We start from the raw sequence: 22,934 nt of genomic DNA, 5'->3' as shown, positions 1-22,934 counted from the left end.
ACCGACTTCAACGGCGCGCGGCCCCGGAGGTGCAACTCCGGGGCCGCTGTTCGGGCCGTTCCACCTGCGAGGGAGAACACGACCCAATGGACCACATCGTCACTGTTCAGGACGCTGTTACCGCGTTCGCCGACTTCATGGAGCCGACGGACGCCGAGCTGGACGCCATCGAACGGGAGATGCCCGCGATCCTCGCGGACGTCGACCTGTTGGACGCGCAGATCATCACCATCGACCGCACCCCGACCGAGCTGGACGTGCGGCGCATTCGCCGGACCCGCCGCCGACTGCTGGCCGCGCTGGCGCACCAGGCGACGGACGCGCACCGGGGCGGCGCGGCGTGAACGGACAGAAGAGCGCGCGGGAGTTCACCGCGCAGATGTCCGTGCGTGCCGGCCGCTGGCGCCTGTACGTGGCGCTGCTGGACACCACCGCAGCCTGGCCCGAGTACCGGTTCGGGCGGTCGGTGCCGACGTTCACGGACCGTACGAACGCGCTCAACGCGCTCGGCTTCGAGCCGGTTGCGGGCGCTGAGTGGACGTGGACCGAGGACAGCGAAACGCCCGACGATCCCGCTTCCCCGGTCGTGCTGATCGCCGCGATCCGGGTCCGTTCACGGTCGGGGGTGAGCGCGTGAACGCCGTTCAGATCCGTTCAGCCGAGCGCGCCCTGTCGGTCGGCACGTGGCTGATCGTGGCAGGCGCGATGCTCTATTCGATCCTCACCGTCACCCCGCTCGCCGCCGCACACACCCCCGACCGGTGGGACTGGACGGCACCCATCCTGCCCCTCGTGGTTGATGCCGCCGTGGTCATCGTGGTCCGTCTCGACGCGGTGCTTGCGCGGCTCGGGGGCCACGGCGGCAAGTGGCCGATCGCGCTGCGGTGGATGACCGGCTGCATGACGCTCGCCCTCAACGTCGCCGACTCCGCCCTGAAAAACGACCTGGTCGGCGTGGCCGTGCACGCGGTCGCCCCGCTGCTGCTGATCGTCACGGCCGAGACCGGGCTCGCCTACCGGCGCGCGATCACCGCCGCCGTACTGGCGCTGGAGGTCAGGCAGCAAGCCGAGCGGGAAGCCCGCGAGCGGGCCGCGATCGAGCGGCGCGAGGAGGCCGCGCGGCGGGCCCGCGAGGAACGCGAGCACACGGCGGCGCTGGCCCGTGAACAGCGTGAGCACGAGGCCCGCATGGTCCGTGAACAGGCCGAGCGGGAGGCCGCCGTGCGGCGTGAGGAACGCGAGCGCGAGCAGGCCCGCGAGCGGGCCGAGCAAGCCGAGCGTGAACGCCAGGAGCGCGAGCGTGAACAGCTCCGGGCGGAGCGTGAACACCGTGAACGCCAGGCCGCCGAACATGCCGAACGCGAACGGCGCGAGCGGGCAGAGCAAGAGCGCCGTGAACGGGCGGAGCGGGAGGAGCGGGCCGCGCGTGAACGCGCCGCGCTGCTGTCCGGCGGCCCGGTCACGGACAAGCTCCCGGAGGACGAGGCGCGCGCCATCGTGGCCGCCGCCCATGCCGAGGGCCTGTCGGTGCGTCAGGCTGCCGAGCTGTGCGGCTGGTCGGTCGGCTGGGTCTCGACCCGCTACGCCGAACTGCGCGGGAGCGTCAACGGCGTGCCGGTTGATCTCGCCGGAACGAGTCACGGATGACCGCCACTCCGTCGCTGCCTGTGTACCGGTGGCGGCTCGCCCCTGACGGGTTGGCCACCCGTCGGCAGCTTCGTGCGATGGGGCTGCGCCCGGGTGGTCAGGACGTGGCCGCCGAACTCCGGCGTCCCCGCCGCAGGCGGGGCCCGCTGGTCGCCTACCTCTACCGCATCGACTGCGCGAAGCCCGTCCGGCCGATGACGCCCGGTCGGTGGGCCGCGCTTGCCCGGGCCAACCGCGCCCGCCGCATCTGCCCCGCGTGCCGGCGTGATGCCGGATACGTCATCCCCGCCGCGCTGGGTGCCTGCGTGCCCTGCGCCGACTCCAACTGACTTGGGAGGTCCCTGGTGGACTCCGACAACCTGCCCGTGCCAGGCATCGTCCGTCTCCCCGATGGCCGCTACGTCTACAACGACACCCCCGCCAACCTCACCCCGATGCCGCCGCAGCAGGCTGCGCCGGTGGTGGTGCAGCACATCCATCACGCCCCGCCGGACCGCACGGTGCAGCGCATCGCGCTCGGTTCCGGCGTCGGTGCCGGTGCGGTGGCCGCCGGTGTGTACTTCGGCCCGCTGCTGGTCGGCGTGCTGACCGCGATGGCCGCCAACCTCGCCATGCTCGCCTTCCTGGCCGCCGTCATGGCCTGGGGCGTGGTCACCGTTGTCCGCTCGGTCGGCGGAAGCGACGGCAAGGCCGCCGCCAAGCGACTGAGCCGCAAGGGACGTTGACCCCTTCCGCCCTCTCTGGTGGGTGGAGGCCGTAGACGGCCCGTAGAGCGTTCGACCCCCCTCGAGTGAGGGGTGAGACCCCCGGGCCCGTGAACGGCCGTTCAGGGCCCACTGAGGGGGTTGCACGGCCCAATTTTTCGGCTCTCTACGCGCGCGTGCGCGTAGGGCCCCCACCCCTCCCCACCGCTCAACTCTGCAACATCGCAGGTCAGATGCGGTTGCAGGGGTTCAACCGGTGCTGTCGACGCAACCGACAGCACCGCTCTCTGCAACTCGGGCGGGCCGGTGACGCCACGCAACGGCGCACCGGCCCTCATCCACGGTCTTGGAGGACCCTTTCGTGGACTGGAAACAAGCATGGTCGACCACCACCAACACCACCACTGCGGCGCTCGATGCACTCGCCCCGGTGTGTGCTCCGTTCGCGGCGCGCTGGGACCTTGAGGCGGAGCGACGGAACAAGCTGCGCACCCCGGAGCACTTGAAGGCGCTCATGGCCGCGCAGAAGGAACACAACGCCGCGCGCTCAACGCACGCCACCGCCAAGTCGCAGCAACTCTCCGCCCGCGCCGCGTCGAACAATCCGTTCTCGGCCGGCCGCCGCGCCGCCCGCGTCGCGGCCAAGGCAGCCTTGAAGCACGAGCGCGACACCCGCGCCAAGCTCAAGGCCGCCCGGGTGAACTACCCCAGCACGCTCAAGGCCCGCGCCGTTCAGGCGCACTCGGTGCACGCCGTGCCAAGTGCCGTCGCGTCCGCGCTCATGTCCACCGCGCACGTCACGGTCTGGCCCGCAGCCACTTCGGCCGTATTGATCGGGGCAAACGTGGCCGTGCTCACGCTCGGGCGGCGCAGGCTACGGGTGCCGGTGGATGCGTCGGTCTCGCTGGAAGAGCGTCAGCTCATGGAGCGCCTTGACCCGTCCTACTGGGTGGAGCACGCCCCCGACCGGGGCCTGGCGGGCACGGTCACCACGCCCCCGGCCATCGAACCGGGCGGCATCCGCTGTGAGATCCGCCTGGACGGACAGTGGACGGTCAAAACGCTCGCGGACAAGGCCGACTCCGTCCGGGCGCTGCTGGGTGCCCGAACCGCGCTGCGCATACGGATCACGTCCGCCTCGCGCGGCGGCTGGGCCGTTGTCACCCTGGCGACCCGGTCGGCAGCCGCGGGCGTCTCCTCCCTGTGGACCCCGGACCGCATCCCGTCCGACCCGCTGATGATGAGCCTCGCTCTGGACACCGAGACCGGGGACGAGGTTCTGATCCCCTTTGATGAGCGGCTGTTGGTCTCCGGCGCGTCCGGCACCGGCAAGTCGTGGTCGTTCCGTCCGCTCATGGCCACCGCCCATCTGCGCGGTGACCTGCTGCTGATCGACGGCAAGGGCGAAGAGGCCAACATCTGGGAGCCGGTCTGCCGCGTCGCCGTGGAACAGGGCGAGATCACCGACGCCGTGGATGAGGCGCACGCGGAGATGACCCGCCGCAAGACCGACATGAAACAGCGCGGGATCAGCGTGTGGGACGGACGTCAGCTCACCGTCGTCGTGGACGAGGGACAGGTCATCCTCGCCCTCATCACCAAGGACAAGGACCGACTCCAGCGGCTCATCGAACTGTCCTCGCTGGGTCGCTCGCGCGGGGTCGTGCTGTGGTGGGCCACGCAGTACCCGCTCACCGACGGCAGCGCTCCGGGCGTGCACAAGCTGATCGCGCCGAACCTCCTGACGCGATTCTCGCTGCGGGTGGCCGGCACGACACAGGCACAGGTCGCGCTGGACGACTGCGCGCACTACGCCCCTCACCAGATCCCCGACGGCCGCGAATACCGGGGCCACGGCTACCTCAAGGGCTACGGGCCGCGCATGCTGCGCACCTGGACCCTGGACGACGCGGGCGTACGCGCCCTGCCCAAGTCGATCTGGTCCCCCGCGCAGTCCGCGAGCGGGCAGGCGCCGCGCACGCCGCTGCACCTGGTCAAGAACACGGCCCCGCAGTCCGGGGCTGCGAGCAATCGGGACAAGGTGCTGACCGCCGTGCAGTCCGGGGCCCGTACCGCCAAGGACGTCGCCGACGCGACCGGCCTGAACAAGGGCACCGTCTCCCGCGAGATCAAAGCCCTCATCGCCAGCGGTGCCCTGCACCGGACCGCCGACGGCAGGCTCCTGCCCGGCCAGCAAGCGGCCTGACCACTCACGCGAGCGACAACGGCGGCCCCCATCCGACCAAGAACCGGGGCCGCCGCCAATCCAGCACGCTCACGAACTGGAGACCTCCAGCATGACCCAACCGACCACCGTTCGGGGAGAGCACCTGCGGACCGCTCGCGCCCTGGCCGCCTCTGGCCTCCCCGTGCTGCCGTTACGAGCAGGGAAGGTGCCGTTCGGCAACTGCCGTCGCTGCACCAACAACGCCTGTGGCGGCCGACCCAACATGAAGACCCCAGGCCCGTGCGCCTGCCCGGCTCCTTGCCACGGATGGGCCGCCGCCATCACGGACCCCGCCATCGTCAACTCCACGGCATGGGTGCGGGCGTGGTGCGAGGCTGCGGCGGTGGCCTACCACCCGGGCGGCGCCGATCTCACCGTCGTCGACCTCGACAACGCGGACGCCATCGCGTGGGCCCGCGCGAGCCTGCCCGCCACCCGGATCGTGCTGACCACCCGGGGGGAGCACTGGCTTTACCAGGGCGCCATGCCCTCCGCCAACGCTGTACGGCCCGGTGTGGACATCAAGTCGTCCATGCAGTACGCCCGCTGGCTTGGGCCTGGTACCGGCGCCATCACGGCCCTGCCGGACGCGGTGCGCGCGCTGATCGTGAAGGCTCCCATCCCGGTCCGGCCCGCAGCGCATGCGGTGGCCGCGCCCGTGGGGGCGGTGGGAGGCGCGTGCCGGCACCGCACGCCCGCCTTCCTGGAACGCGGCATCGCCATGGCCGAACAGCAGATCGCAGAGGCCCGCAGCGCGATTCACGCGACCGTCTACCGCACGTTCCTCGCGGTGCTGTCCACGCACGGCCGGTGCGGCTGCCTTACCGACGGCCACGTTGCACGGCTGTTCAACGCCGCGCAGGCCAAGGGCGAAAGCCTGCGGCACTGCACCGACGCGTGGACCAACGCCCTGACCAGGTTGGGACTGTGACCATGTCCGACGATGAGAAGACCCCGGCCCGCGAGGTCATCACCGACTACGCGCAGGCGCACTTCCGGTACTTCCGCACCGCCGACGGCACCGTGTACGCGCAGCGCAACGGCCACCCCGTGGCCCGCCCGATCCGCTCCCAGGGCACCACCGGAAGCCACCGCCAAGAACTCATGGTTGGCCTGTTCAAAGACGGGCGCGGCGTGTTCAACGGCACCGCCCTCAAGGAGGCACTGGATTTGATCGAAGCCCTCGCGCTGACCGAGGACGTGCAGCCCGTGCACATCCGCGTGGCCCCCGGATTCGACGGGGCCACGTGGCTGGACCTGGGCCGCAACGACGGACAGTCCGTGCGCATCCACCCCACCGGGTGGGACATCGCCGTTCCCGACCCGCGTGAGGTGTGCTGGCGCCGCACCCAGCTCACCGGGGAACTGCCCCTGCCGGCCAAGGACACCAACGGCAAGGGCATCGACCTGTTGATGCGGCTGTGCAACTTCGCCACCGCCGAGACCGAGTGCCTGGCCATCGCCTGGCTCATCGGCTGCCTCGGACCGTCCGTGCCCGTCCCCGCGCCGTTCCTGACCGGGCCGCAGGGAGCGGGGAAGTCGACCGGGGGCCGCATGCTCGTGCGGATTATCGAGGGCTTGAGCGGTGACCTGCGCCGCGCCCCCAAGGACGAGGAAAACCTGATCGCAGCCGTGGCGGCCGGCTGGGTCACCGCCCTGGACAACCTCTCCCACCTGACTCCGGAGCTGTCCGACGCCGTGTGCTGCGTGGTCACGGGAGCCGAGAGCGTCAAACGCGCCCTGTTCACCGACGGAGACGTCTTCCGCGTTGGCTACCGCCGCCCGCTGCTGCTGACCGGGATTGATGTGGGTGTCATCCGTGGTGACCTCGCGGAACGGCTGTTGCCGTTGCGGTTGGAGCGGCCCCGCGTGCGGCGCACCGAGGCGGAACTGTGGGCCGAGTACGCGGAGGTCCTGCCCGTCGTCCTCGGCTCGCTCCTGGATCTCACGGTCAAGGTCCGCGCGGCCGAGGCCGAGACCCCCACCGACCTGCGGATGGCCGACTTCGCGCACCTGTGCGCACAGCTCGACGCGGCCACCGGCCTCGGGGCGCTGGCCGCCTACCGGGCCAGTCTGGACGACCTCAACGACGACGTCATTGAGGGCGATCTGCTCGCGCAGACCGTGCTCAGGCATGCCGACACCCTTGAGCTGGGCACGGCGCAGCGGATGACCTCCACGGAGTGGCTGCACCACCTCAGTCGCCTCTACAGCGGGGAGGACTTCCGTCCGCTGCCCAAGGGGTGGCCGACCACGGGCAAAGTGCTCTCCGACCGGCTCAAGCGCCTCCAGCCGACGCTGGCCGCGCGCGGTGTCCTCATCGACTCCGGCCGCACCAGTGAGGGCCGCTACCTCGAAATGACCCGCCCGGCCACGCCGCAGCACGAGCAGAAGCGGGCGTTCTGACCCGGGCTCCGCTCGCCGGACAAGCAAGAAGAGCACCAGTCACCGCGTGCTCTTCTTGCTGTTCGGCGCACCGCGCCGCCTTAAAGGACGCGCCGCGAAGCGGCCCCTCTTTGCTCCCCGGCGCAAGGCGCCGCTCAAGGGTCGCGCCGCGTAGCGGCTCCTTCGTCGCTCTTGAAGCGCACCGCACCACAACAGGCACCACCCCCTCTTTTGTCCTAAGAGGGAAGACGCTGCGTCATCTGCGTCATGCAAGCCAGAAAACGGCACCTGACCTGCGGCAACAGGCATGACGCAGACGGCCGTGCCTGCGTCATCCTGCGTCATCTGCGTCATGCGATGACGCAGCCCATGACGCGCCGATGACGCACCCCCTCACGACTGCGTCACACAAAGACGCAGGTCAGCAGCGCGAATGACGCTGATGACGCAATGACGCAGAAATCCGCACCTCGGACAAACACAGAGGCCGCGAAATCCCCGAAGCCAAGGTGACCCACCCCTGAGGAGCCCAATGAGCCGACCCCGTTCCGCTCAACCCGACCCCCGGGCCACTCTCCGCAGCGGCCTCCCCGACAGGTACCTCACCCCCGACGACATCGCCGAGATCTTCGGCGTCCCCCTCGAAACCGTCTACCAGTGGCGCAGGAAGCGCACCGGTCCTCCCGGCTTCCGCGTCGGGAAACACGTTCGCTACGACCCCGCCGAAGTGGGGGTCTACGTCACCCAACTCAAGAGCGTCGACCGCATCGCGGCCTGACGCAGTCTTCACACACCGTCAAGGGGCGGCCGTTGAACGGCCGCCCCTGCTCGATGCCGGGAAGGACTCCGCCTCTCATGGCAGGAAGCATCCAAGACCGTTGGTTCAGGACCGAGACTGACGCCAACGGCAAAACCATCCGCGTCAAGACGGCGCGCTACGGGACCGGCCTGCGATACAGGGCTCGCTACTTCGCACCCGACGGCAAGCGCAAGAGCAAGTCTTTCGCCGATGGACAGAAGCGCCTCGCTGAGCAGTGGCTGGCCAAGATGGCTGCGGACGTAGCACGCGGCGACTACATCGACCCGAACGCATCGCGGACGTCGTTCCAGGAGTTCGCGGAAGGCTGGCTGGCGAGTCAGAGCGGCGACCCGAACACCCGGGCGTCGATGCAGTCGCAGCTCAGCCTGCACGCGTTCCCGCGCATCGGGGCACGCGCGCTGGGATCGTTCCAGCCGAGCCACATTCGCGAGTTCGTGACGCAGCTCGAAGCATCCGGCATGTCCGGCGCCTACGCTCGCGTGATCTTCTCCAACGTCCGCGCCGTACTCTCGGCAGCCGTAGAGGACGGCTACCTTCGCCGAAACCCCTGCAACTCGCGCACGGTGACGCTCCCCGAGATGGGTATGCGCCGCGTGGTCCCCTGGCAGCCAGAACGCGTCTTCGCCGTCCGTGACGCGATGGTTGAGCGCTTCCGGACCATGGTCGACATGGGCGCCGGCTGCGGGCTGCGACAGGGCGAAATCCTCGGTCTGTGCGTCGATGAGCTGGACTTCGACAGCGGCACCCTGCACGTGGTGCAGCAACTCAAGCTGAGTCTGAGTAAGCCCGTGTTCGCGCCCCCGAAGGGTGGCAAGCTCCGGGACGTGCCTCTGCCTGATCCCGTGGCTGAGGCGCTGCAAGAGCACATGAAGCGCTTCCCGCCGGTCGAGGTCACCTTGCCGTGGATGCGCGCGAGCGGCCAGCCCGTGACCAGGCGCCTGATCTTTAGCGGACCGCGCGGCGGGCACGTCTGGCGCACGTCGCTGAACGAGGACCACTGGAAGCCCGCCCTCGCAAAGGTGGGCGTCATCCCGAAGGCCAAGAGTCGCGAGCACGAGGCCGCTCGTGAACACGGCATGCACGCCCTGCGGCACTTCTACGCGTCGGTTCTCCTGGACGCCGGCGAGAGCATCAAGGCCGTCAGTGAGTACCTCGGACACTCCGACCCGGGGCTGACCCTGAAGGTGTATGCGCACCTCATGCCCAGTAGCCGGGACCGGGCCCGCAACGCCATCGGGCGCGCGCTCCGGCCGCAGGGTCCCGGGCACTGAGGGCCCACAGTGGGCCCAGGCCGCGAAAATGCCTCCCGCCCGCACTGTTAGTGCAGGTGGGAGGCATGATCACAAACCCTACTTCTTCTTGCCCTGGTTCTTGACCGCCTCGATGGCCGCTGCCGCTGCCTCCGGGTCGAGGTACGTGCCGCCCGGGGTCAGGGGCTTGAAGTCGGTGTCGAGTTCGTAGGAGAGGGGGATGCCCGTCGGGATGTTCAGGCCCGCGATGTCGGCGTCCGAGATGCCGTCCAGGTGCTTGACCAGGGCGCGGAGGCTGTTGCCGTGGGCGGCGACGAGGACCGTGCGGCCGGCGAGGAGGTCGGGGACGATGCCGTCGTACCAGTACGGGAGCATGCGGATGACGACGTCCTTCAGGCACTCCGTGCGGGGGCGGAGCTCCGGCGGGATCGTCGCGTAACGGGGGTCGTCGGACTGGGAGAACTCCGAGCCGTCCTCGATCGGCGGCGGCGGGGTGTCGTAGGAGCGGCGCCACAGCATGAACTGCTCCTCGCCGAACTCGGCGAGGGTCTGCGCCTTGTCCTTGCCCTGGAGGGCGCCGTAGTGGCGCTCGTTCAGGCGCCAGCTGCGGTGGACCGGGATCCAGTGGCGGTCGGCGGCCTCGAGGGCCAGCTGTGCCGTGCGGATCGCCCGCTTCTGGAGGGACGTGTGCACCACGTCGGGGAGAAGGTCGGCGTCCTTCAGGAGCTCGCCACCGCGGACTGCCTCCTTCTCGCCCTTCTCATTGAGGTTGACGTCCACCCAGCCGGTGAACAGGTTCTTCGCGTTCCACTCGCTCTCGCCGTGGCGGAGGAGGATCAGCTTGTACGGTGCGTCGGCCATGGGTCAGAGCGTAATCCACGGGTTCGTCCCGCCGGGTGGCTGCCCGAAGGCCGGACAGTTGACTGCATCTGTTAATTGAGTGGCCCGCGACCGTCCCGTGTTCGTAAGTTGTCCTTGCCGCCAGAGACGCTTACATCCGATGCATCTGATGTATCCGATGCTTCCGATGCTTCCGACGCTCACATTCGACGCTTGTATCCGTGGAGGGATCCACCATGCCCGTCGCCAGCCTGAGACGTGCCGCCCGTGAGACCGTCTCGGGACTCCCCCGCGAGTTCTGGTGGCTGTGGACCAGCACCCTCGTCAACCGGCTCGGCGCCTTCGTCGCCACCTTCATGGCGCTGTACCTGACGCTCGACCGCGGGTACTCCGCCTCCTACGCCGGCTTGGTCGCCTCGCTGCACGGGCTCGGCGGGGTCGTCTCGTCGCTGGGTGGCGGGGTGATGGCCGACCGGCTCGGACGGCGGCCCACCCTGCTCGTCGCCCAGTCCGCCACCGCCGCCTCCGTCGCACTGCTCGGCTTCGTGCACGACCCGGTCGCCATCGCCGCCGTCGCCTTCCTCGTCGGCATGGCCTCCAACGCCTCCCGGCCCGCCGTGCAGGCGATGATGGCCGACATCGTGCGGCCCGAGGACCGGGTGCGGGCCTTCTCGCTGAACTACTGGGCCATCAACCTCGGCTTCGCCGTCTCCTCCATGGCCGCCGGGTTCATCGCCGAATTCAGCTACCTCGCCGGGTTCCTGATCGAGGCCGGGATGACGGCCCTGTGCGCGGTGGTCGTGTTCCTGAAGTTGCCCGAGTCACGGCCCGAGCGGACGGCGACCCAGAAGGCGGCCGAGGAGCGGATCGGCCTCGGGACCGTGCTGCGCGACGGGCGGTACATGGGGGTCGTCGGGCTGTCCTTCCTCGTCGCCCTCGTCTTCCAGCAGGGCTCGGTCGGGCTACCGGTCGCCATGGGTGAGGCCGGGTTCACGCCCGCCGACTACGGCCTCGCGATCGCCGTCAACGGCATCCTGATCGTCGCGCTGCAGATCCCGGTCACCCGGTTCATCCAGGACCGGGACCCACGCCGGCTGCTCGTCGTCTCGTCGGTCCTGGCCGGGTACGGCTTCGGGCTCACCGCCTTCGCCGGGTCGGTCGCCGTCTTCGCGCTGACCGTGTGCGTGTGGACCCTGGGCGAGATGATCAACGCCCCGACGCAGACGGGGATCGTCGTACGACTCTCTCCGGTGCACGGGCGCGGCCGCTACCAGGGCGTCTACACCCTGTCCTGGTCGCTGGCCGCGCTCGTCGCCCCGCTGATGTCCGGCCTGGTCATCGACCGGTTCGGTGCTCAATGGCTGTGGGGGCTGTGCGCGGCCGTCGGGACGGCGGCGGGAGTCGGGTACGGCGTGCTCATGCGGCGGATGCCGGAGGGGGAGGGGGAGGAAACGCGGTCGGTGACGGAGACTTCCGTGCCGGCCGCGGCGGAGGCGACCGCCCGCTGACCTTCCCTCGGCCCCGGTGGACACACGCGCACTCGGTCCCTCGCTACCCGGTGACCACACGCGAGCGAGCCCCCTGCCCGCACTTCTCCTGCGGCAGGGGGCTCGTGTCGTGTGCGGCCGTCAGAAGCTGACGTTCACGCCGACCTGGTGGGGCAGCGCGCCGAGGGCGCCGTCGACGGCGCCCAGCGCCGTCGCCTTGGCCGAGTCCACCTCGGCCAAGATGCCCGCGCTGCTCAGGGTGGTCGAGCCGACGGCGACGCCGATCTGCGGGCTCAGGCCGCCGGAGACGGCGTCGAGCTCGGCGTCGGAGATCTCGAGGGTCTGGACCTGGGGAGCGGAGTTCATGAGGGGACTGCCCTTCGCATGGATGTACCAGGGGGAGCGGCCCTGCTGAGGGGGACAGACGACGGGCCGCGGTGCGCAGGATCAAATCACGGAGCGTGCCCGGCATCCAGTCGACCGACGTGCGGGGCGCGGCAGTTGGTCGCGCCGGCGACCGAACGGTGAGGGGATGTACACGAATTGGGGCCAGGTTCTCCACCTGGAGGCCGGCGCAGGGCATCGACGGACGGTGTCACGGCCGCGCCGAACAGGACAACTCGGCGCCAACGCCCCCGTGCCCCGAGGGGGTTGCGCATGCCCTGTGCAGATTCGGTCCACCTTCCCTCACGGATGCATCCGCGCCCCCTTCAGTACCTTGTCCACCGCGTTCCTCGGCCCGTACACCGCGAGCCCGACCAGATCCAGCTCCGCCGTCCCGACGGCCCGTACGGCCGCCCGGTTGTCCGCGTCATGGCCGGTCGCGAAGAGGTCGGAGGTGAACAGCGCCCGTGGGAGCGCCCGGGACAGGGCGCGCGCGTGGGCCGCCGTCAAGGTCTCCTTCGTGCCCTCGAAGACCAGGACCGGCTGGCGGAACATCGGCAGGTACGGCACGTCGTCCGCGTCCTCGTACGGTTCGCCGATCACCTCGGGGACCGTGCTGCCGAGGCCGCTGACCAGGAACGCGGTGACGTTCAGGCGCTGCCAGGTCTCCAGGTCCTCGCGCAGCAGGACGGCGATCTTGGTGTCGAACCGGATGGGTGTGTCGCTCATACTCCGAGACTGCCGGTCCGCTCACGGCCCCGTCTTGTACGTTTTTTGCATGGCCGCTCAGCGCTCCCGCCCGGAGATCTCCGCCTGGCGCCCCCGGGTGCGGGGCGTGGTGGAGGTCTTCCACGCGCACTTCACCGAGTACGCCTACCCCATGCACGTCCATGAGGCGTGGACGCTGCTCATCGTGGACGACGGGGCCGTACGGTACGACCTCGACCGGCACGAGCACGGCACCCCGCACGACACGGTCACCCTGCTGCCGCCGCACGTCCCGCACAACGGCTCGCCGGCCACCCCGCACGGCTTCCGCAAGCGGGTCGTCTACCTCGACGGCACCCGGCTCGGCGACGACCTCATCGGGGCCGCCGTCGACGGCCCCGACCTGCGCGATCCGATGCTGCGTCGGCGGGTCGGGCAGCTGCACACCGCGCTCGGGCGGCCGGGCGAGGAGCTGGAGGCCGAGAGCCGGCTGACGCTGATCGGCGACCGGCTGCGGGACCTGCTGCGGCCGGGGCAGGAGATGCGACCCGCGCGTCCCGACCCCGTCCTCGCCCGCCGGCTTCGGGAGCTCCTCGACGAGCACGTCGTCGACGGGCTCGGCCTGGACGCCGCCGCGGAGCTCCTGCACGCCCATCCCGCCCATCTGGTACGGGCGTTCAGCACCGCGTACGGCATCGCCCCGCACCAGTACCTCACCTCCCGTCGCGTCGGCCGGGCCCGCCGCCTCCTGCTGGACGGGCGGGCGCCGGGCGAGGTGGCGTCGGCGACGGGGTTCTTCGACCAGTCCCATCTGACGCGCCACTTCCGGAAGTTGGTGGGGGTGACCCCGGGGCGCTACCGGATCGCCGTGCGCTGAGCTTCGTGCAGGTTGCGCGGTCGTACGGTGTCCGTCGTGGGGTACAGCTCCAGCCGCGCGTGCAGATCGCCGGTGAAGTCGGGGACGTCGATCTGGTCGAACTCGGTGACGGTGTTGAGGCCGACCGTCGCGGAGTACGGTGCCAGGCCGTCGAGCTTCATCAGACCCGCGCGGCCGTTGGTGACCCGGACGTTCCAGTGGGTGAACCGGGCGCCGAAGAGCGGTCCCGCGTTCGCGTCGCCGCCGTGGCGGCCGTTGTTGTTGACGGTGATGTCGGTGCGGACGTTGGCGAACGGCAGACCGCGGTGGGAGTCGAAGGTGCCCATCTGCATGTTCCCGCGCGACCACACGTTGTACGAGGACAGGCCCTCGACGTTGATGCCGTGCAGTTGGGTGTCGGCCCGGGCCGGGACCGTGCGCTGCTCGATGGTGAAGTCCTCGATCAGGTTGTCGTGCGAACCCTCACGGCAGAAGTACGGGTGGTGTTCGCCCCGGCCGCCCACGTGCGTGCGGCGCAGGGTGCACGAGGAGGCGGCGACCAGGCCGAAGCCGTTGTCGACGTTGCGGACGGTGACGTCGTCCGCCCAGCAGTCGTACGCACACTGCAGGACGACCCCGTTGTAGCCCTTGTCGAGGAGGTGCGGGGACTGGGGTGTCTCCATCACCTCCAGGGTCAGGCCCTCGACGCCGGAGCCGGTCAACTCCCCTACGTGCGTGGTGAACTGAGGGTTCCATTCGGGGCGCAGGTCGAGGGGCAGGGGGCGTTCGAGGGTGACTCTGCGGCCTCGGACGCGGGCGACGCGGACCGGCCATTCGTAGGGGACGTACGACAGGAGCTTGGTCTTGTCCTCCCAGTAGTACGCCGCCGGGCCGGGGCCGCCGCCCGACATGTGCTGGAGCAGGGTGTGGGTGGCGTCGTCGGAGATGCGCAGGAGGACCAGGGCGCCGGGGCAAAGGTGCGAGGGGTCGGCGACGGTGACCGTCCAGTCGCCCTGGCGGGCGGGTTCGACGGGGGTCAGGGTCCGCCACTCGTCCCGTTTGTTGCCGGTCCAGCCCTCAAAGGGCCAGGCCTGGGCCTTGATCGCGGCCACCAGGGAGTCCCAACGGGTCTTCGGGGCCAGCCAGATGAGGCCGCCCGCCCAGGACCAGGCCGACTTGGTGCCGCCGTAGCGGGAGCCGTACACGCCGATCAGTTCGGTGAGGTTCTTGGTGGCGTAGAGGGTGGTGCGGTCGCTTCCGGCGCCGCGCAGCACGACGTTGTCGTGGCCGATCTGGATCAGACCGTCGATGCGGAAGGTGCCGGGCGGGATGGAGACCGTGCCACCGCCGGCCCGTCCGGCGGCGGCGATGGCACGGTTGATCGCGGGGGCGCAGTCGGTCGTGCCGTCCGCCACGGCTCCGTAGCGGCGGACGTCGAGGACAGCGGGGCGGTGGGGGAAGCGCGCCGCCCCGCCTCGGTATCCGGCCCTTCCGATGTACGGGATCTGGGGGTGGGTGAAGGGGGTGCGGACGAACTCCCGCCAGAGGGTGGGGACTTGACCGGGGACTTGGCCGGGGACTTGATCGGGGACTTGGCCGACGGTTGTCCGGGGCTCCGCGAGCGCCGGTGTGGCGGTGATCGCTGCGGCCGCCACCGCCGTGGTTCCGGCGAGGAGACTCCGTCTGGTCATGCCGTGGTGCGCGGTGCTCATTCCGTACGTCCTTCCATGCGGCTCTTCATGGATGTGAACGACGTTCAGATCTGCGTCAGGCGTGAGCATGCCACGGCACCCCACAAGGCCGGAAGGGGCGTGCGAGGGTTATTAGGTACGGACCTGAAATTCAGTCAGCGGAGCGCTGGGTCAGGTGTGTGAACGCGTCGAGATTGCGCGTCGATTCGCCCCGGGACACCCGCCAGGCGTACTCCTTGCGGATCGCCGAGGCGAATCCGAGCTCCAGGAGCGTGTTGAAGCTGCCGTCCGCCGCCTCCAGGACCTGGCCGAGCAGACGGTCGATCTCCTCCGGGGTGACCGCGGAGAGGGGGAGTTTCGCGGTGACGTAGATGTCGCCGAGGTGGTCCACCGCGTAACTCACGCCGTACAGCTTGAGGTTGCGTTCCAGGAGCCAGCGGTGGACTCCGGGCTCGTTCTCGTCGGGGTGGCGGATGACGAAGGCGTTGACGGAGAGGGAGTGACGGCCGACGAGGAGGGAGACCGTCGTCTTCAGCTTGCGGATGCCGGGGAGTTGCGCCACGTAGTTGCCGGGGGCGGGGCTCTCCCACTCGACCTCGGCGTCCTTGAGCGCGTCCTCGACGATCTGCGCCGTCTTTGCTTCGTCCGCCTTCGCCTCGTCAGCCTTCGCCTCGTCAGCCATGCTGCGAGCGTACGCGACGGCGGTGCGTCTGCATCGCGGCCGTGTAGACGTCCGCCGTCGCGGCGGCCGCGGTGTCCCAGCCGAAGCACTGGGCGTGGTCGGCCGCCGCCGCGCCCAGGCGGGGGGTGAGCGTGGGGTCGTCGGCGAAGGCGCGGAGCACGCGCGCGTAGTCGGCGGGGTTGTGGCCTCGTACGAGGAAACCGGTCTCCTCGTTCCGGACGGCCACCGGGAGTCCGCCTACCGCTGCCGCGAGCACCGGGGTGCCGGCCGCCTGTGCCTCTATGGCCACCAGGCCGAAGGACTCGCTGTACGACGGCATGACGAGCACGGACGCGGCCCTGAACCAGTCCGCCAGCTGCTCCTGGCCGACGGGCGGGCGGAACCGTACGACGTCCGCGATGCCCAGACGGGCGGCGAGCTTCTGCAGGCCCTCCGGCTTGGCGAGGCCGCTGCCGCTGGGGCCGCCGACGACGGGGACGACGATGCGGGAGCGGAGGTCGGGGCGCTCGCCCAGGAGCGCCGCCACCGCGCGGAGGAGGATGTCCGGCGCCTTGAGGGGCTGGATGCGGCCGGCGAAGAGCGGGATCAGGGCGTCCTGGGGGAGGTCCAGGCGGGCCCGGGCCGCGGCACGCCCGTCCGCCGGGCGGAAGCGGTCGAGGTTGACGCCGGGGTGGACCACCGCGACCTTGGCGGGGTCGGCGCTGTAGTGGTGGATCAGCTCGGTCGCCTCTTCGGCGGTGTTCGCGATCAGGCGGTCGGCGGCGTCCACGATCTGGGTCTCGCCGATGACCCTGGCCGCGGGTTCTGGAGTGTCTCCGTCGGCGAGGTTGGCGTTCTTGACCTTGGCCATGGTGTGCATGGCGTGCACGAGGGGGACGCCCCAGCGCTGGGCCGCGAGCCAGCCGACGTGGCCGGAGAGCCAGTAGTGGGAGTGGACGAGGTCGTAGTGGCCGGGGCGGTGGCCGGCCCATGCCTGCATCACGCCGTGCGTGAAGGCGCAGAGCTGGGCGGGGAGGTCCTCCTTGGCCAGGCCCTCGTAGGGGCCGGCGTCGACGTGGCGGACCAGGACGCCGGGGGCCAGCTCGACGGTGGGGGGCAGGGCGGCCGACGTGGCGCGGGTGAAGATCTCCACCTCGATGTTGATGGCCGCGAGGCGCTGGGCGAGTTCGACGATGTAGACGTTCATGCCGCCCGCGTCGCCGGTGCCGGGCTGGTGGAGCGGGGAGGTGTGGACCGAGAGCATGGCTACGCGGCGGGGGCGGCGGTGGAGCCTCAGGCGGGTGGGCGGGGCCGGGGAGCGTCGCCCGAGCCTGCTGACGTACTGGCTCACTTGGCGGTCCTCCTTGCAGCGGGCATGCCGTGGCGGAGGGTGTGCGGTTCCCTCCAAGGGGGTGCAACAGCGGAGGGGCGGGTTCCCATTCCTGGGGTGGCGAATTTTGCCTGGACATTACGGGTAGTCGCTCAACCGTTCGGGCGTTCGGTGCGTGTGGGGCCTGGGCGGTGGTGCCTGCGGCGGCCGGCGCGGGTTGCGTGGGGGCTTGCGTTGCGCACTGCTCGCCATCGGAGGTCGGTGCCGCGGCGGGGGGTGTCCGTCCTCGGTCGGGCGGTGCCGTTTGTTCGGCGGTGCGCGGCGTCGGACGCCCGACGCCGCGGGCGGACACCCCCGCCACGTCCCCTTCTCGCCGTTGCGCCAGTGCGGGCGCATACCCTCTCGGTATGAGCAGCCGCGCCGTGTCCCGTCCTGTGGGCAGCGTCACTCGCGGGACGACCAATCCCAATCGGCTGCGGCGGATGGATCGGTGGATCGCGCATACGCAGGGCGGGGAGCTGCGGCGGGTGGGTGATCCGGTTGCCATTGATCTCGGGTACGGGGCCTCTCCGTGGACCGCTGTGGAGCTGCTGGAGCGGCTGCGGGCCGTGGCGCCGGGCGTACGGGTGGTGGGGGTCGAGATCGAGCCCGCCCGGGTTGCTGGTGCCAAGCGGTATGAGCGGGACGGGCTCGTGTTCGTGCATGGGGGGTTCGAGATTCCTGTGGTGCAGCGGCCTGTGCTGATTCGTGCCGCCAACGTGCTGCGGCAGTACGACGAGGACGAGGTGGCCGGCGTCTGGGAGCGGCTGTGTGGGCGGCTTGCTCCCGGGGGGCTGCTCGTCGAGGGGACCTGTGACGAGGTCGGGCGGCGGCATGTGTGGGTCGCTCTGGGGGTGGAGGGGCCGCGGACCGTCACCTTCGCCGCTCATCTGGGGTCGATGGAGCGTCCGTCCGAGCTTGCGGCGCGGTTGCCGAAGGTACTCATCCACCGCAATGTGCCGGGGCAGGCCGTTTATGCCTTTTTGCGGGACTTCGATCAGGCCTGGGCGACCGCCGCCCCTCTGGCTTCTTATGGCGCTCGGCAGCGGTGGATCCAGGCGGTGCGGTATCTGGCCGCTGATTGGCCGCTCGTGGGCGGGGTCGGGCGGTGGCGGCAGGGTGAAGTGACGGTGGCCTGGGAGGCGTTGGCGCCGGGCCGCTGACCTGGGGGGAACGATCTGGGTGGGTGGTTCGTCACAGGGCGGGGAGATCGTCGGGGGTCCGGGTCTGTCTTATTGCGCTTGATCGTGGCACGATCCCCCACGCTTGTAAGTTACTGACGGTAAATCAGGTTGGGGGAGCGGTATGGGTGCGGCCAAGCGTCAGGGGCTGGTCACCGCCGTGGCGTGTGTGATTGCCGTACTGGCCGTCCCCGGGGTGGCGTTCGCGAGTCCCAAGCCGACTCCTTCGGCCTCCGCCAAGGACCTTGAGGCCGTCCGGGAGAAGCTCGATGGGCTGTACCACGACGCCGCCGTCGCCACGGACTCCTACAACGCCGCCGAGGAGCGGGCGCGGAAGCAGTCCGCCGCGATCGTCGATCTGGCGAAGAAGATCGTCGAAGGGCAGAAGAAGCTCGACGAGTTGAAGAAGCGGGCGGGGGCCGCGGCCGCCGCGCAGTACCGGAGCGGGGGGCTGCCCGATGAGGCGCAGTTGCTGCTCAGCAACAATCCGCAGCAGTTCCTGGACGGGGCCGGGCGGGTGCTGCAGGGCGAACGGGCGGCCAAGGGGCTCATCGGGGAACTGACCCGAACGCAGGAGGACTTGCAGCAGTACGCCACGGACGCCTCCGCGCAGTGGCAGAAGCTGGAGGCCGATCGGAAGGCGAAAGACTCCGCCCGCAAGGAGATCAAGACGCGGATCGCGGCCGCCGAGAAGCTCGAGTCCCGGCTGGAGGAGAAGGAGAAGGAGCGGCTCGCCGAGTTGGAGCGGGAAGCCGCTTACAAGGCGCAGAGCGCCTGGCTCGGCACCGGGGTGCTGGACGAGATCAAGGGGTCCGCTTCCGAGGCGGGGAAGAAGGCCGTTGCCTTCGCCACCCAGCAGATCGGGAAGCCCTATGAGTGGGGTGCCGAGGGGCCCAAGTCGTACGACTGCTCGGGGCTCACCTCCCAGGCCTGGCTGGATGCCGGGCGTCCCATTCCGCGCACCTCGCAGGAGCAGTGGAAGCAGCTCAAGCACGTGGACATCAAGGACATGCGTCCGGGGGATCTCATCATCTACTTCGACGACGCCAGCCATGTCGCCCTGTACATCGGTGACGGCGCCATCGTGCACGCGCCCCGGCCGGGGCGGACGGTGACGATCGCGGGGGCCGGGTCCATGCCGATCCTGGGCGTGGTGCGGCCGGACGCCTGAGACCGGGGTCACGTGACGCAGGGCACGCCCAGTTGAGTTCAAACTTCGGGTGAACGTGACCTTCGTCATTCCCCCTGATGGGGTGGGCTGTCCAACTGCGGTATGGAAAGCGGCATATGACGGTGGCCGGTGTACGGCGACGTGGCTCACACCATTCCGCTCAGCCGCCGACTACCGCTATGGTCCCCGTCGGTGGATCGAGGTCCCTCGCCCCACCGCGCCCTCGGGGGGAGGGAAGGAAGTCAGCACGATGCCCGTACCCATACCGCGGCAGCGAGCGATCCCGGCCGCGGAAAGCGGTCAGGCGCAGCCCGCGCCCCACGGCGGTCCCTCCACGCACCGGTCCCCGTACAAGGAAGCCACGGTCGACAACAACGCCACCACCCACCTCACGCTGCTGCTGATCGAGAACGATCCCGGCGGCTCCGCGGTCGTGCCCGAACCGCAGGACCCGGGCGACAAGCCGATCCGCGTCCGGCACGCCCGCAACCTCACCGAGGCGGAGCGGCTGCTGACCGACGACGTCCACTGCATCCTGCTGGACCTCGCGCTGCCGGGGCGTGGCGACGAAGAGGACGAGCTCGCCGTGCTCAAGCACGTGCTGCGGCTCGCCCCCCGGCACGCCGTGCTCGCCCTGGCCCCGTCCGGTGACGCCGAGCGCGGCGCCGAGGCCGTGCGGGTGGGCGCCCAGGACTATCTCTTCCGGGACGAGTTGGACGGGCGGCTGCTGAGCCGGGCGGTGCGGTACGCCGTGGAGCGGAAACGTTCCGACACTGCCGAGCGGCGGCTGGCCGAGGGGCGGGTACGGGCGCAGGAGAACCGGCGTCTGGAGCGCGGGCTGTTGCCGACCCCGCTGCTGGACGGATCGTCGCTGCGGTTCGCCGCGCGCTACCGGCCCGGGCGCTCGCGTGCGCTGCTCGGCGGGGACTTCTACGACGTCGTACGGACCCCGGACGGGACCGTGCACGCCATGATCGGTGACGTCTGCGGGCACGGCCCCGACGAGGCCGCGCTCGGGGTGGAGCTGCGGATCGCCTGGCGGGCGCTGACGCTCGCGGGGCTGTGCGGGGACCAGTTGCTGAACACACTCCAGCAGGTGCTCGAACACGAGCGGTCCGACGACGAGATCTTCGCGACCCTGTGCACGGTGGACATCGCACCGGACGGGCGGAGGGCCGGGCTGTGTCTCGCCGGGCATCCCTCGCCGTTGGTCGCCCGGCCGGGACGGGCCGCAAAGCTGCTGCCGTACGACAACAACGGGCCGGCTCTCGGCCTGCTGCCCGGGGCCCGGTGGCCGCGGATGCAGGTGGAGCTGGGACCGGAGTGGAGCCTGATGCTCTACACCGACGGGCTCATCGAGGGCCATGTCGGTCAGGGGCGGGAGCGGCTCGGGCAGGACGGGATGGTGGAGATCGTGCGCCGGCTGCTCGCCGAGGGGCTGGGCGGCGAGGAGCTGCTGCGGGCCACGGTGAACGAGGTGCGCGAGCTCAACGGGGGCGAGTTGACGGACGACGTCGCGGTGCTGCTGCTGGACCGGGAGGGCTGAGCGCGGTCGCCGGGCCCTGAAGGGGTGTCGCGGCCGAGAGGGTCGCTGAGCCCCAAAGGGTTGTCGTGACCCTGAGGGGCGCGCTCGTCGTCCTCGTCGTCCGGGGAGTGCTTCTTGCCCTCCGGGGAGTTCTCAGCGTCCGCCGTTCCAGGGGCCGTACGGGCCGTCGCTGCTGCTGCCGCCGCCCCTTCTGCGGCCGAAGCCGCCGCCCGAGACCTGCTTGAGGGCGGGGCGGACGTCCACGAAGAAGACGATGGAGGCGACCAGGCCGGCGAGCTGGAGGAAGAGCATCGGGATCAGCAGGTTCACCGCCACCGCGATGCCCAGGATGATCAGCCAGAAGCCCTTGTTCTGCTTGTCGGCGGCGCGGTAGGCGTCGTCGCGGAAGATGGCCGCCATGAGGAGTGCCACCACGGCGAGGACCAGCATGGCGAGGTAGAGCAGCCACATGAACCCTGCGAAGCCCGACATCAGCACAACGTCCACCACCCGAATCGGCTAGTCCTTACGCGGTCACCGTACCCGTTCAGGCGTTCCCGCTGCACAGAGAACGGGCCGGGCACTCCAGGAGTGCCCGGCCCGTTCTTCGTCACCCGTTCGTGTCACTTGGCGGGCGGGGTGGTCTTCTTCGCGGTGGTGGGCTTGCGGACCGGCGCCTTCTTGACGGGGGCGGGCTTCTTGACGGCGGCGGGAGCGGGCTTGGCCGCGGCGGGCTCCTCGGCGGCCGGCTCGGGCTTCGGCTCGACGGCGATCGCCAGTTCCTCGACGTCCTCGGCGACGGACTCGATGCCCTCGGCGGCCTCGCCGCGCCAGGTCCGCACGGCCTGCTCGCCGTGCTCGGCGACCTTCTCGTAGGTCTCGCGGGCCTTGACGGCGTACTCGGCGGCCACGCCGACACCGCGCAGCGCGAAGTCCTGGGCGGACTCGCCGAACTTCTTCAGGTCGGCGTCGATGGTGGAGCCGAGCTTCTTGATGTCGCCGTCGAGGGAGGCGATGAACTCGGTGACCTTGGCCTGGAAGGACTCCTGCGTCTCCTTGACGCGGGCCTGCGCCTCCTTGGCACGGGCCTGGGCCTTCTCCTGGACGGCCTTCGGGTCGGTGTTGCGGACGGCCTCGATGCGGGCCGGGGCCTCGGCGCGCAGCTGATCCACCAGGCCGGGCACCTTCTTGGCCTGCTGGAAGGCCAGGTCGGCGGTGCCGGCCGCGAAGTAGAGCGGCGTGGGGTCGCTGAGGGTCTTGCGGAGGTCGTCGGTGATGGCCATGGTGATGGTCCTCCTGGATCACGTGCAGCTGAGGGTTTTGGGTGCCGCGGCGGGCTCGCTCAACTGGCGGGCCGCTGCGGGTCGTGCGGTGCGGCGTCGCTGCCGCCGGCTGTGCGGGTGCGGCGCGCGGCGGACTCACGTCCACCGGCCGCGCGGTTCTCGGCCGCCTCGGTGCCCTTGCGGGCGGGGCGTCGTACGACGGTGTCGTCGCCCTCGGTGTCCACCGCGCCGTCGCCGGAGGCCACGGCCTCGGCGACCGCGGCGTTCGTCTGCGCCACCGCGTCGGCCTCGCCGTCCTCGGCCCCGAAGCCGTTCTCTTTTCTGAACGACTCGTAGATCTGCAGCAGGACCTGCTTCTGCCGCTCGTTGAGCGTGGGGTCGGCGAGTATGACCGCGCGCGTCTCCACCTCGTCGCGGTCGCGCTCCGCGTCGAGGATTCCGGCCCGCACGTACAGCGTCTCGGCGGAGATCCGCAGCGCCTTGGCTACTTGCTGCAACACCTCCGCGCTCGGCTTGCGCAGCCCGCGCTCGATCTGGCTCAGGTACGGATTGGACACCCCGGCGGCATCGGCGAGCTGCCTGAGCGACAGCTGCGCGTTGCGCCGCTGTTCGCGCAGGTACTCACCGAGATTGCCGACGTTGAGCGTTGCCATGCCTCCACTGTGCAACACCGTCGCTAACTATTGCAAGCACATGCTTGCAATAGTGCGCCACGCCACTCGGGCGGGTGCGGCCGCCAGGGTGA

The 22,934-nt window shown here is 70.4% G+C and carries 24 protein-coding genes; 15 read left to right on the top strand and 9 right to left on the bottom strand.

Translation table 11 applies throughout. The features are described 5' to 3' along the window. Nucleotides 1–86 precede the first annotated feature (86 nt). The 10 genes from ABZ453_RS20270 (at nucleotide 87) to ABZ453_RS20225 (ending at nucleotide 9,054) form a co-directional block, all read left to right on the top strand. Nucleotides 87–344 carry a DUF6284 family protein gene (locus ABZ453_RS20270; RefSeq protein WP_359016316.1) on the top strand — a complete coding sequence of 86 codons (258 nt, stop codon included), beginning with the start codon at nucleotides 87–89 and terminating at the stop codon, nucleotides 342–344. After that, a complete protein-coding gene (locus tag ABZ453_RS20265) occupies nucleotides 341–637 on the top strand; it encodes a DUF6303 family protein (RefSeq protein WP_359016315.1) in 297 nt (98 codons plus the stop codon). The genes ABZ453_RS20270 and ABZ453_RS20265 overlap by 4 nt, the downstream gene beginning before the upstream one ends. Then, nucleotides 634–1,647, top strand: coding sequence for a DUF2637 domain-containing protein (locus ABZ453_RS20260; protein WP_359016314.1), 1,014 nt, complete (start codon nucleotides 634–636; stop codon nucleotides 1,645–1,647). Before ABZ453_RS20265 ends, ABZ453_RS20260 begins: the two co-directional genes overlap by 4 nt. Further along, the gene (locus ABZ453_RS20255; protein ID WP_359016313.1) at nucleotides 1,644–1,976 is read left to right on the top strand and encodes an RRQRL motif-containing zinc-binding protein; all 333 of its coding nucleotides are present in this window, start codon (nucleotides 1,644–1,646) and stop codon (nucleotides 1,974–1,976) included. Before ABZ453_RS20260 ends, ABZ453_RS20255 begins: the two co-directional genes overlap by 4 nt. Before the next feature lie 15 nt (nucleotides 1,977–1,991). Then, nucleotides 1,992–2,372 (top strand): DUF6251 family protein, encoded by a 381-nt coding sequence (locus ABZ453_RS20250; protein WP_359016312.1) that lies wholly within the window; start codon nucleotides 1,992–1,994, stop codon nucleotides 2,370–2,372. Nucleotides 2,373–2,712: 340 nt separating this feature from the next. Continuing rightward, complete coding sequence (locus ABZ453_RS20245) at nucleotides 2,713–4,557, top strand: ATP-binding protein (protein ID WP_359016311.1); 1,845 nt, start codon at nucleotides 2,713–2,715, stop codon at nucleotides 4,555–4,557. 91 nt (nucleotides 4,558–4,648) lie between these two features. Next, complete coding sequence (locus ABZ453_RS20240) at nucleotides 4,649–5,509, top strand: bifunctional DNA primase/polymerase (RefSeq protein WP_359016310.1); 861 nt, start codon at nucleotides 4,649–4,651, stop codon at nucleotides 5,507–5,509. 2 nt (nucleotides 5,510–5,511) lie between these two features. Then, nucleotides 5,512–6,984 carry an ATP-binding protein gene (locus tag ABZ453_RS20235; RefSeq protein WP_359016309.1) on the top strand — a complete coding sequence of 491 codons (1,473 nt, stop codon included), beginning with the start codon at nucleotides 5,512–5,514 and terminating at the stop codon, nucleotides 6,982–6,984. Between the two features lie 511 nt (nucleotides 6,985–7,495). Continuing rightward, nucleotides 7,496–7,741 (top strand): helix-turn-helix domain-containing protein, encoded by a 246-nt coding sequence (locus tag ABZ453_RS20230; protein WP_359016308.1) that lies wholly within the window; start codon nucleotides 7,496–7,498, stop codon nucleotides 7,739–7,741. A gap of 77 nt (nucleotides 7,742–7,818) precedes the next feature. Further along, nucleotides 7,819–9,054 carry a tyrosine-type recombinase/integrase gene (locus ABZ453_RS20225; protein ID WP_359016307.1) on the top strand — a complete coding sequence of 412 codons (1,236 nt, stop codon included), beginning with the start codon at nucleotides 7,819–7,821 and terminating at the stop codon, nucleotides 9,052–9,054. A gap of 78 nt (nucleotides 9,055–9,132) precedes the next feature. Here the strand turns inward: ABZ453_RS20225 and ABZ453_RS20220 are convergent, their stop codons facing one another. Beyond that, nucleotides 9,133–9,894, bottom strand: a complete 762-nt coding sequence (locus ABZ453_RS20220) for a phosphoglyceromutase (protein ID WP_359016306.1) — start codon at nucleotides 9,892–9,894, stop codon at nucleotides 9,133–9,135. A 215-nt stretch (nucleotides 9,895–10,109) separates the two neighbouring features. Between ABZ453_RS20220 and ABZ453_RS20215 the strand changes: the two genes are divergently transcribed. Beyond that, nucleotides 10,110–11,381, top strand: coding sequence for an MFS transporter (locus ABZ453_RS20215; RefSeq protein WP_359016305.1), 1,272 nt, complete (start codon nucleotides 10,110–10,112; stop codon nucleotides 11,379–11,381). A 120-nt stretch (nucleotides 11,382–11,501) separates the two neighbouring features. Here ABZ453_RS20215 and ABZ453_RS20210 read toward each other — a convergent pair whose 3' ends face one another. Beyond that, a complete protein-coding gene (locus tag ABZ453_RS20210) occupies nucleotides 11,502–11,726 on the bottom strand; it encodes a hypothetical protein (RefSeq protein WP_359016304.1) in 225 nt (74 codons plus the stop codon). Between the two features lie 321 nt (nucleotides 11,727–12,047). Continuing rightward, the gene (locus ABZ453_RS20205; protein WP_359016303.1) at nucleotides 12,048–12,473 is read right to left on the bottom strand and encodes a DUF2000 domain-containing protein; all 426 of its coding nucleotides are present in this window, start codon (nucleotides 12,471–12,473) and stop codon (nucleotides 12,048–12,050) included. A 49-nt stretch (nucleotides 12,474–12,522) separates the two neighbouring features. On the opposite strand from ABZ453_RS20205, the gene ABZ453_RS20200 reads away from it, so the two are divergent. Further along, on the top strand, nucleotides 12,523–13,329 hold the full coding sequence (locus ABZ453_RS20200) for an AraC family transcriptional regulator (protein ID WP_359016302.1): 807 nt from the start codon (nucleotides 12,523–12,525) through the stop codon (nucleotides 13,327–13,329). Here ABZ453_RS20200 and ABZ453_RS20195 read toward each other — a convergent pair. The 3 genes from ABZ453_RS20195 to mshA form a co-directional block, all read right to left on the bottom strand. Continuing rightward, nucleotides 13,308–15,020 carry a glycosyl hydrolase family 28-related protein gene (locus ABZ453_RS20195; protein ID WP_359016301.1) on the bottom strand — a complete coding sequence of 571 codons (1,713 nt, stop codon included), beginning with the start codon at nucleotides 15,018–15,020 and terminating at the stop codon, nucleotides 13,308–13,310. The two genes, ABZ453_RS20200 and ABZ453_RS20195, sit on opposite strands and share 22 nt — an antisense overlap. A 130-nt stretch (nucleotides 15,021–15,150) precedes the next feature. Continuing rightward, entirely contained in the window at nucleotides 15,151–15,681 is a 531-nt protein-coding gene (locus ABZ453_RS20190) for a YbjN domain-containing protein (protein WP_359016300.1), read from the bottom strand. After that, a complete protein-coding gene (mshA, locus tag ABZ453_RS20185) occupies nucleotides 15,674–17,011 on the bottom strand; it encodes a D-inositol-3-phosphate glycosyltransferase (protein ID WP_359016299.1) in 1,338 nt (445 codons plus the stop codon). Before mshA ends, ABZ453_RS20190 begins: the two co-directional genes overlap by 8 nt. A gap of 386 nt (nucleotides 17,012–17,397) precedes the next feature. Here mshA and ABZ453_RS20180 point away from each other — a divergent pair, with 386 nt between their 5' ends. From ABZ453_RS20180 to ABZ453_RS20170, 3 genes are all read left to right on the top strand, one after another. Continuing rightward, nucleotides 17,398–18,192, top strand: a complete 795-nt coding sequence (locus ABZ453_RS20180; protein ID WP_359016298.1) for a class I SAM-dependent methyltransferase — start codon at nucleotides 17,398–17,400, stop codon at nucleotides 18,190–18,192. Between the two features lie 142 nt (nucleotides 18,193–18,334). Then, the gene (locus ABZ453_RS20175) at nucleotides 18,335–19,381 is read left to right on the top strand and encodes an NlpC/P60 family protein (protein WP_359016297.1); all 1,047 of its coding nucleotides are present in this window, start codon (nucleotides 18,335–18,337) and stop codon (nucleotides 19,379–19,381) included. Nucleotides 19,382–19,631: 250 nt separating this feature from the next. After that, nucleotides 19,632–20,927, top strand: coding sequence for a SpoIIE family protein phosphatase (locus ABZ453_RS20170; protein ID WP_359016296.1), 1,296 nt, complete (start codon nucleotides 19,632–19,634; stop codon nucleotides 20,925–20,927). A 132-nt stretch (nucleotides 20,928–21,059) separates the two neighbouring features. On the opposite strand, the gene ABZ453_RS20165 is transcribed toward ABZ453_RS20170, so the two are convergent. The 3 genes from ABZ453_RS20165 to ABZ453_RS20155 form a co-directional block, all read right to left on the bottom strand. Next, entirely contained in the window at nucleotides 21,060–21,404 is a 345-nt protein-coding gene (locus tag ABZ453_RS20165; protein WP_359016367.1) for a DUF2516 family protein, read from the bottom strand. A gap of 125 nt (nucleotides 21,405–21,529) precedes the next feature. Then, the gene (locus ABZ453_RS20160) at nucleotides 21,530–22,189 is read right to left on the bottom strand and encodes a hypothetical protein (RefSeq protein ID WP_359016295.1); all 660 of its coding nucleotides are present in this window, start codon (nucleotides 22,187–22,189) and stop codon (nucleotides 21,530–21,532) included. A gap of 59 nt (nucleotides 22,190–22,248) precedes the next feature. Next, nucleotides 22,249–22,842, bottom strand: a complete 594-nt coding sequence (locus tag ABZ453_RS20155) for a helix-turn-helix transcriptional regulator (protein ID WP_359016294.1) — start codon at nucleotides 22,840–22,842, stop codon at nucleotides 22,249–22,251. Nucleotides 22,843–22,934 lie beyond the last annotated feature (92 nt).

Source organism: Streptomyces sp. NPDC005799 (assembly GCF_040630525.1).
Classification (GTDB): Bacteria; Actinomycetota; Actinomycetes; order Streptomycetales; family Streptomycetaceae; genus Streptomyces; species Streptomyces griseorubiginosus_B.
Note: the sequence above shows the minus strand (reverse complement) of the source record. Positions and strands in the feature narration are given on the sequence as shown.

What these genes read in the sequence shown, in the direction of transcription:
- ABZ453_RS20270 (WP_359016316.1), top strand. Translation starts at nt 87, where the DNA reads ATGGACCACATCGTCACTGTTCAGGACGCTGTTACCGCGTTCGCCGAC.
- ABZ453_RS20255 (WP_359016313.1), top strand. Translation starts at nt 1,644, where the DNA reads ATGACCGCCACTCCGTCGCTGCCTGTGTACCGGTGGCGGCTCGCCCCT.
- ABZ453_RS20240 (WP_359016310.1), top strand. Translation starts at nt 4,649, where the DNA reads ATGACCCAACCGACCACCGTTCGGGGAGAGCACCTGCGGACCGCTCGC.
- ABZ453_RS20235 (WP_359016309.1), top strand. Translation starts at nt 5,512, where the DNA reads ATGTCCGACGATGAGAAGACCCCGGCCCGCGAGGTCATCACCGACTAC.
- ABZ453_RS20230 (WP_359016308.1), top strand. Translation starts at nt 7,496, where the DNA reads ATGAGCCGACCCCGTTCCGCTCAACCCGACCCCCGGGCCACTCTCCGC.
- ABZ453_RS20225 (WP_359016307.1), top strand. Translation starts at nt 7,819, where the DNA reads ATGGCAGGAAGCATCCAAGACCGTTGGTTCAGGACCGAGACTGACGCC.
- ABZ453_RS20220 (WP_359016306.1), bottom strand. Translation starts at nt 9,894, where the DNA reads ATGGCCGACGCACCGTACAAGCTGATCCTCCTCCGCCACGGCGAGAGC.
- ABZ453_RS20215 (WP_359016305.1), top strand. Translation starts at nt 10,110, where the DNA reads ATGCCCGTCGCCAGCCTGAGACGTGCCGCCCGTGAGACCGTCTCGGGA.
- ABZ453_RS20210 (WP_359016304.1), bottom strand. Translation starts at nt 11,726, where the DNA reads ATGAACTCCGCTCCCCAGGTCCAGACCCTCGAGATCTCCGACGCCGAG.
- ABZ453_RS20205 (WP_359016303.1), bottom strand. Translation starts at nt 12,473, where the DNA reads ATGAGCGACACACCCATCCGGTTCGACACCAAGATCGCCGTCCTGCTG.
- ABZ453_RS20200 (WP_359016302.1), top strand. Translation starts at nt 12,523, where the DNA reads ATGGCCGCTCAGCGCTCCCGCCCGGAGATCTCCGCCTGGCGCCCCCGG.
- ABZ453_RS20195 (WP_359016301.1), bottom strand. Translation starts at nt 15,020, where the DNA reads ATGAGCACCGCGCACCACGGCATGACCAGACGGAGTCTCCTCGCCGGA.
- ABZ453_RS20190 (WP_359016300.1), bottom strand. Translation starts at nt 15,681, where the DNA reads ATGGCTGACGAGGCGAAGGCTGACGAGGCGAAGGCGGACGAAGCAAAG.
- ABZ453_RS20180 (WP_359016298.1), top strand. Translation starts at nt 17,398, where the DNA reads ATGAGCAGCCGCGCCGTGTCCCGTCCTGTGGGCAGCGTCACTCGCGGG.
- ABZ453_RS20175 (WP_359016297.1), top strand. Translation starts at nt 18,335, where the DNA reads ATGGGTGCGGCCAAGCGTCAGGGGCTGGTCACCGCCGTGGCGTGTGTG.
- ABZ453_RS20170 (WP_359016296.1), top strand. Translation starts at nt 19,632, where the DNA reads ATGCCCGTACCCATACCGCGGCAGCGAGCGATCCCGGCCGCGGAAAGC.
- ABZ453_RS20160 (WP_359016295.1), bottom strand. Translation starts at nt 22,189, where the DNA reads ATGGCCATCACCGACGACCTCCGCAAGACCCTCAGCGACCCCACGCCG.
- ABZ453_RS20155 (WP_359016294.1), bottom strand. Translation starts at nt 22,842, where the DNA reads ATGGCAACGCTCAACGTCGGCAATCTCGGTGAGTACCTGCGCGAACAG.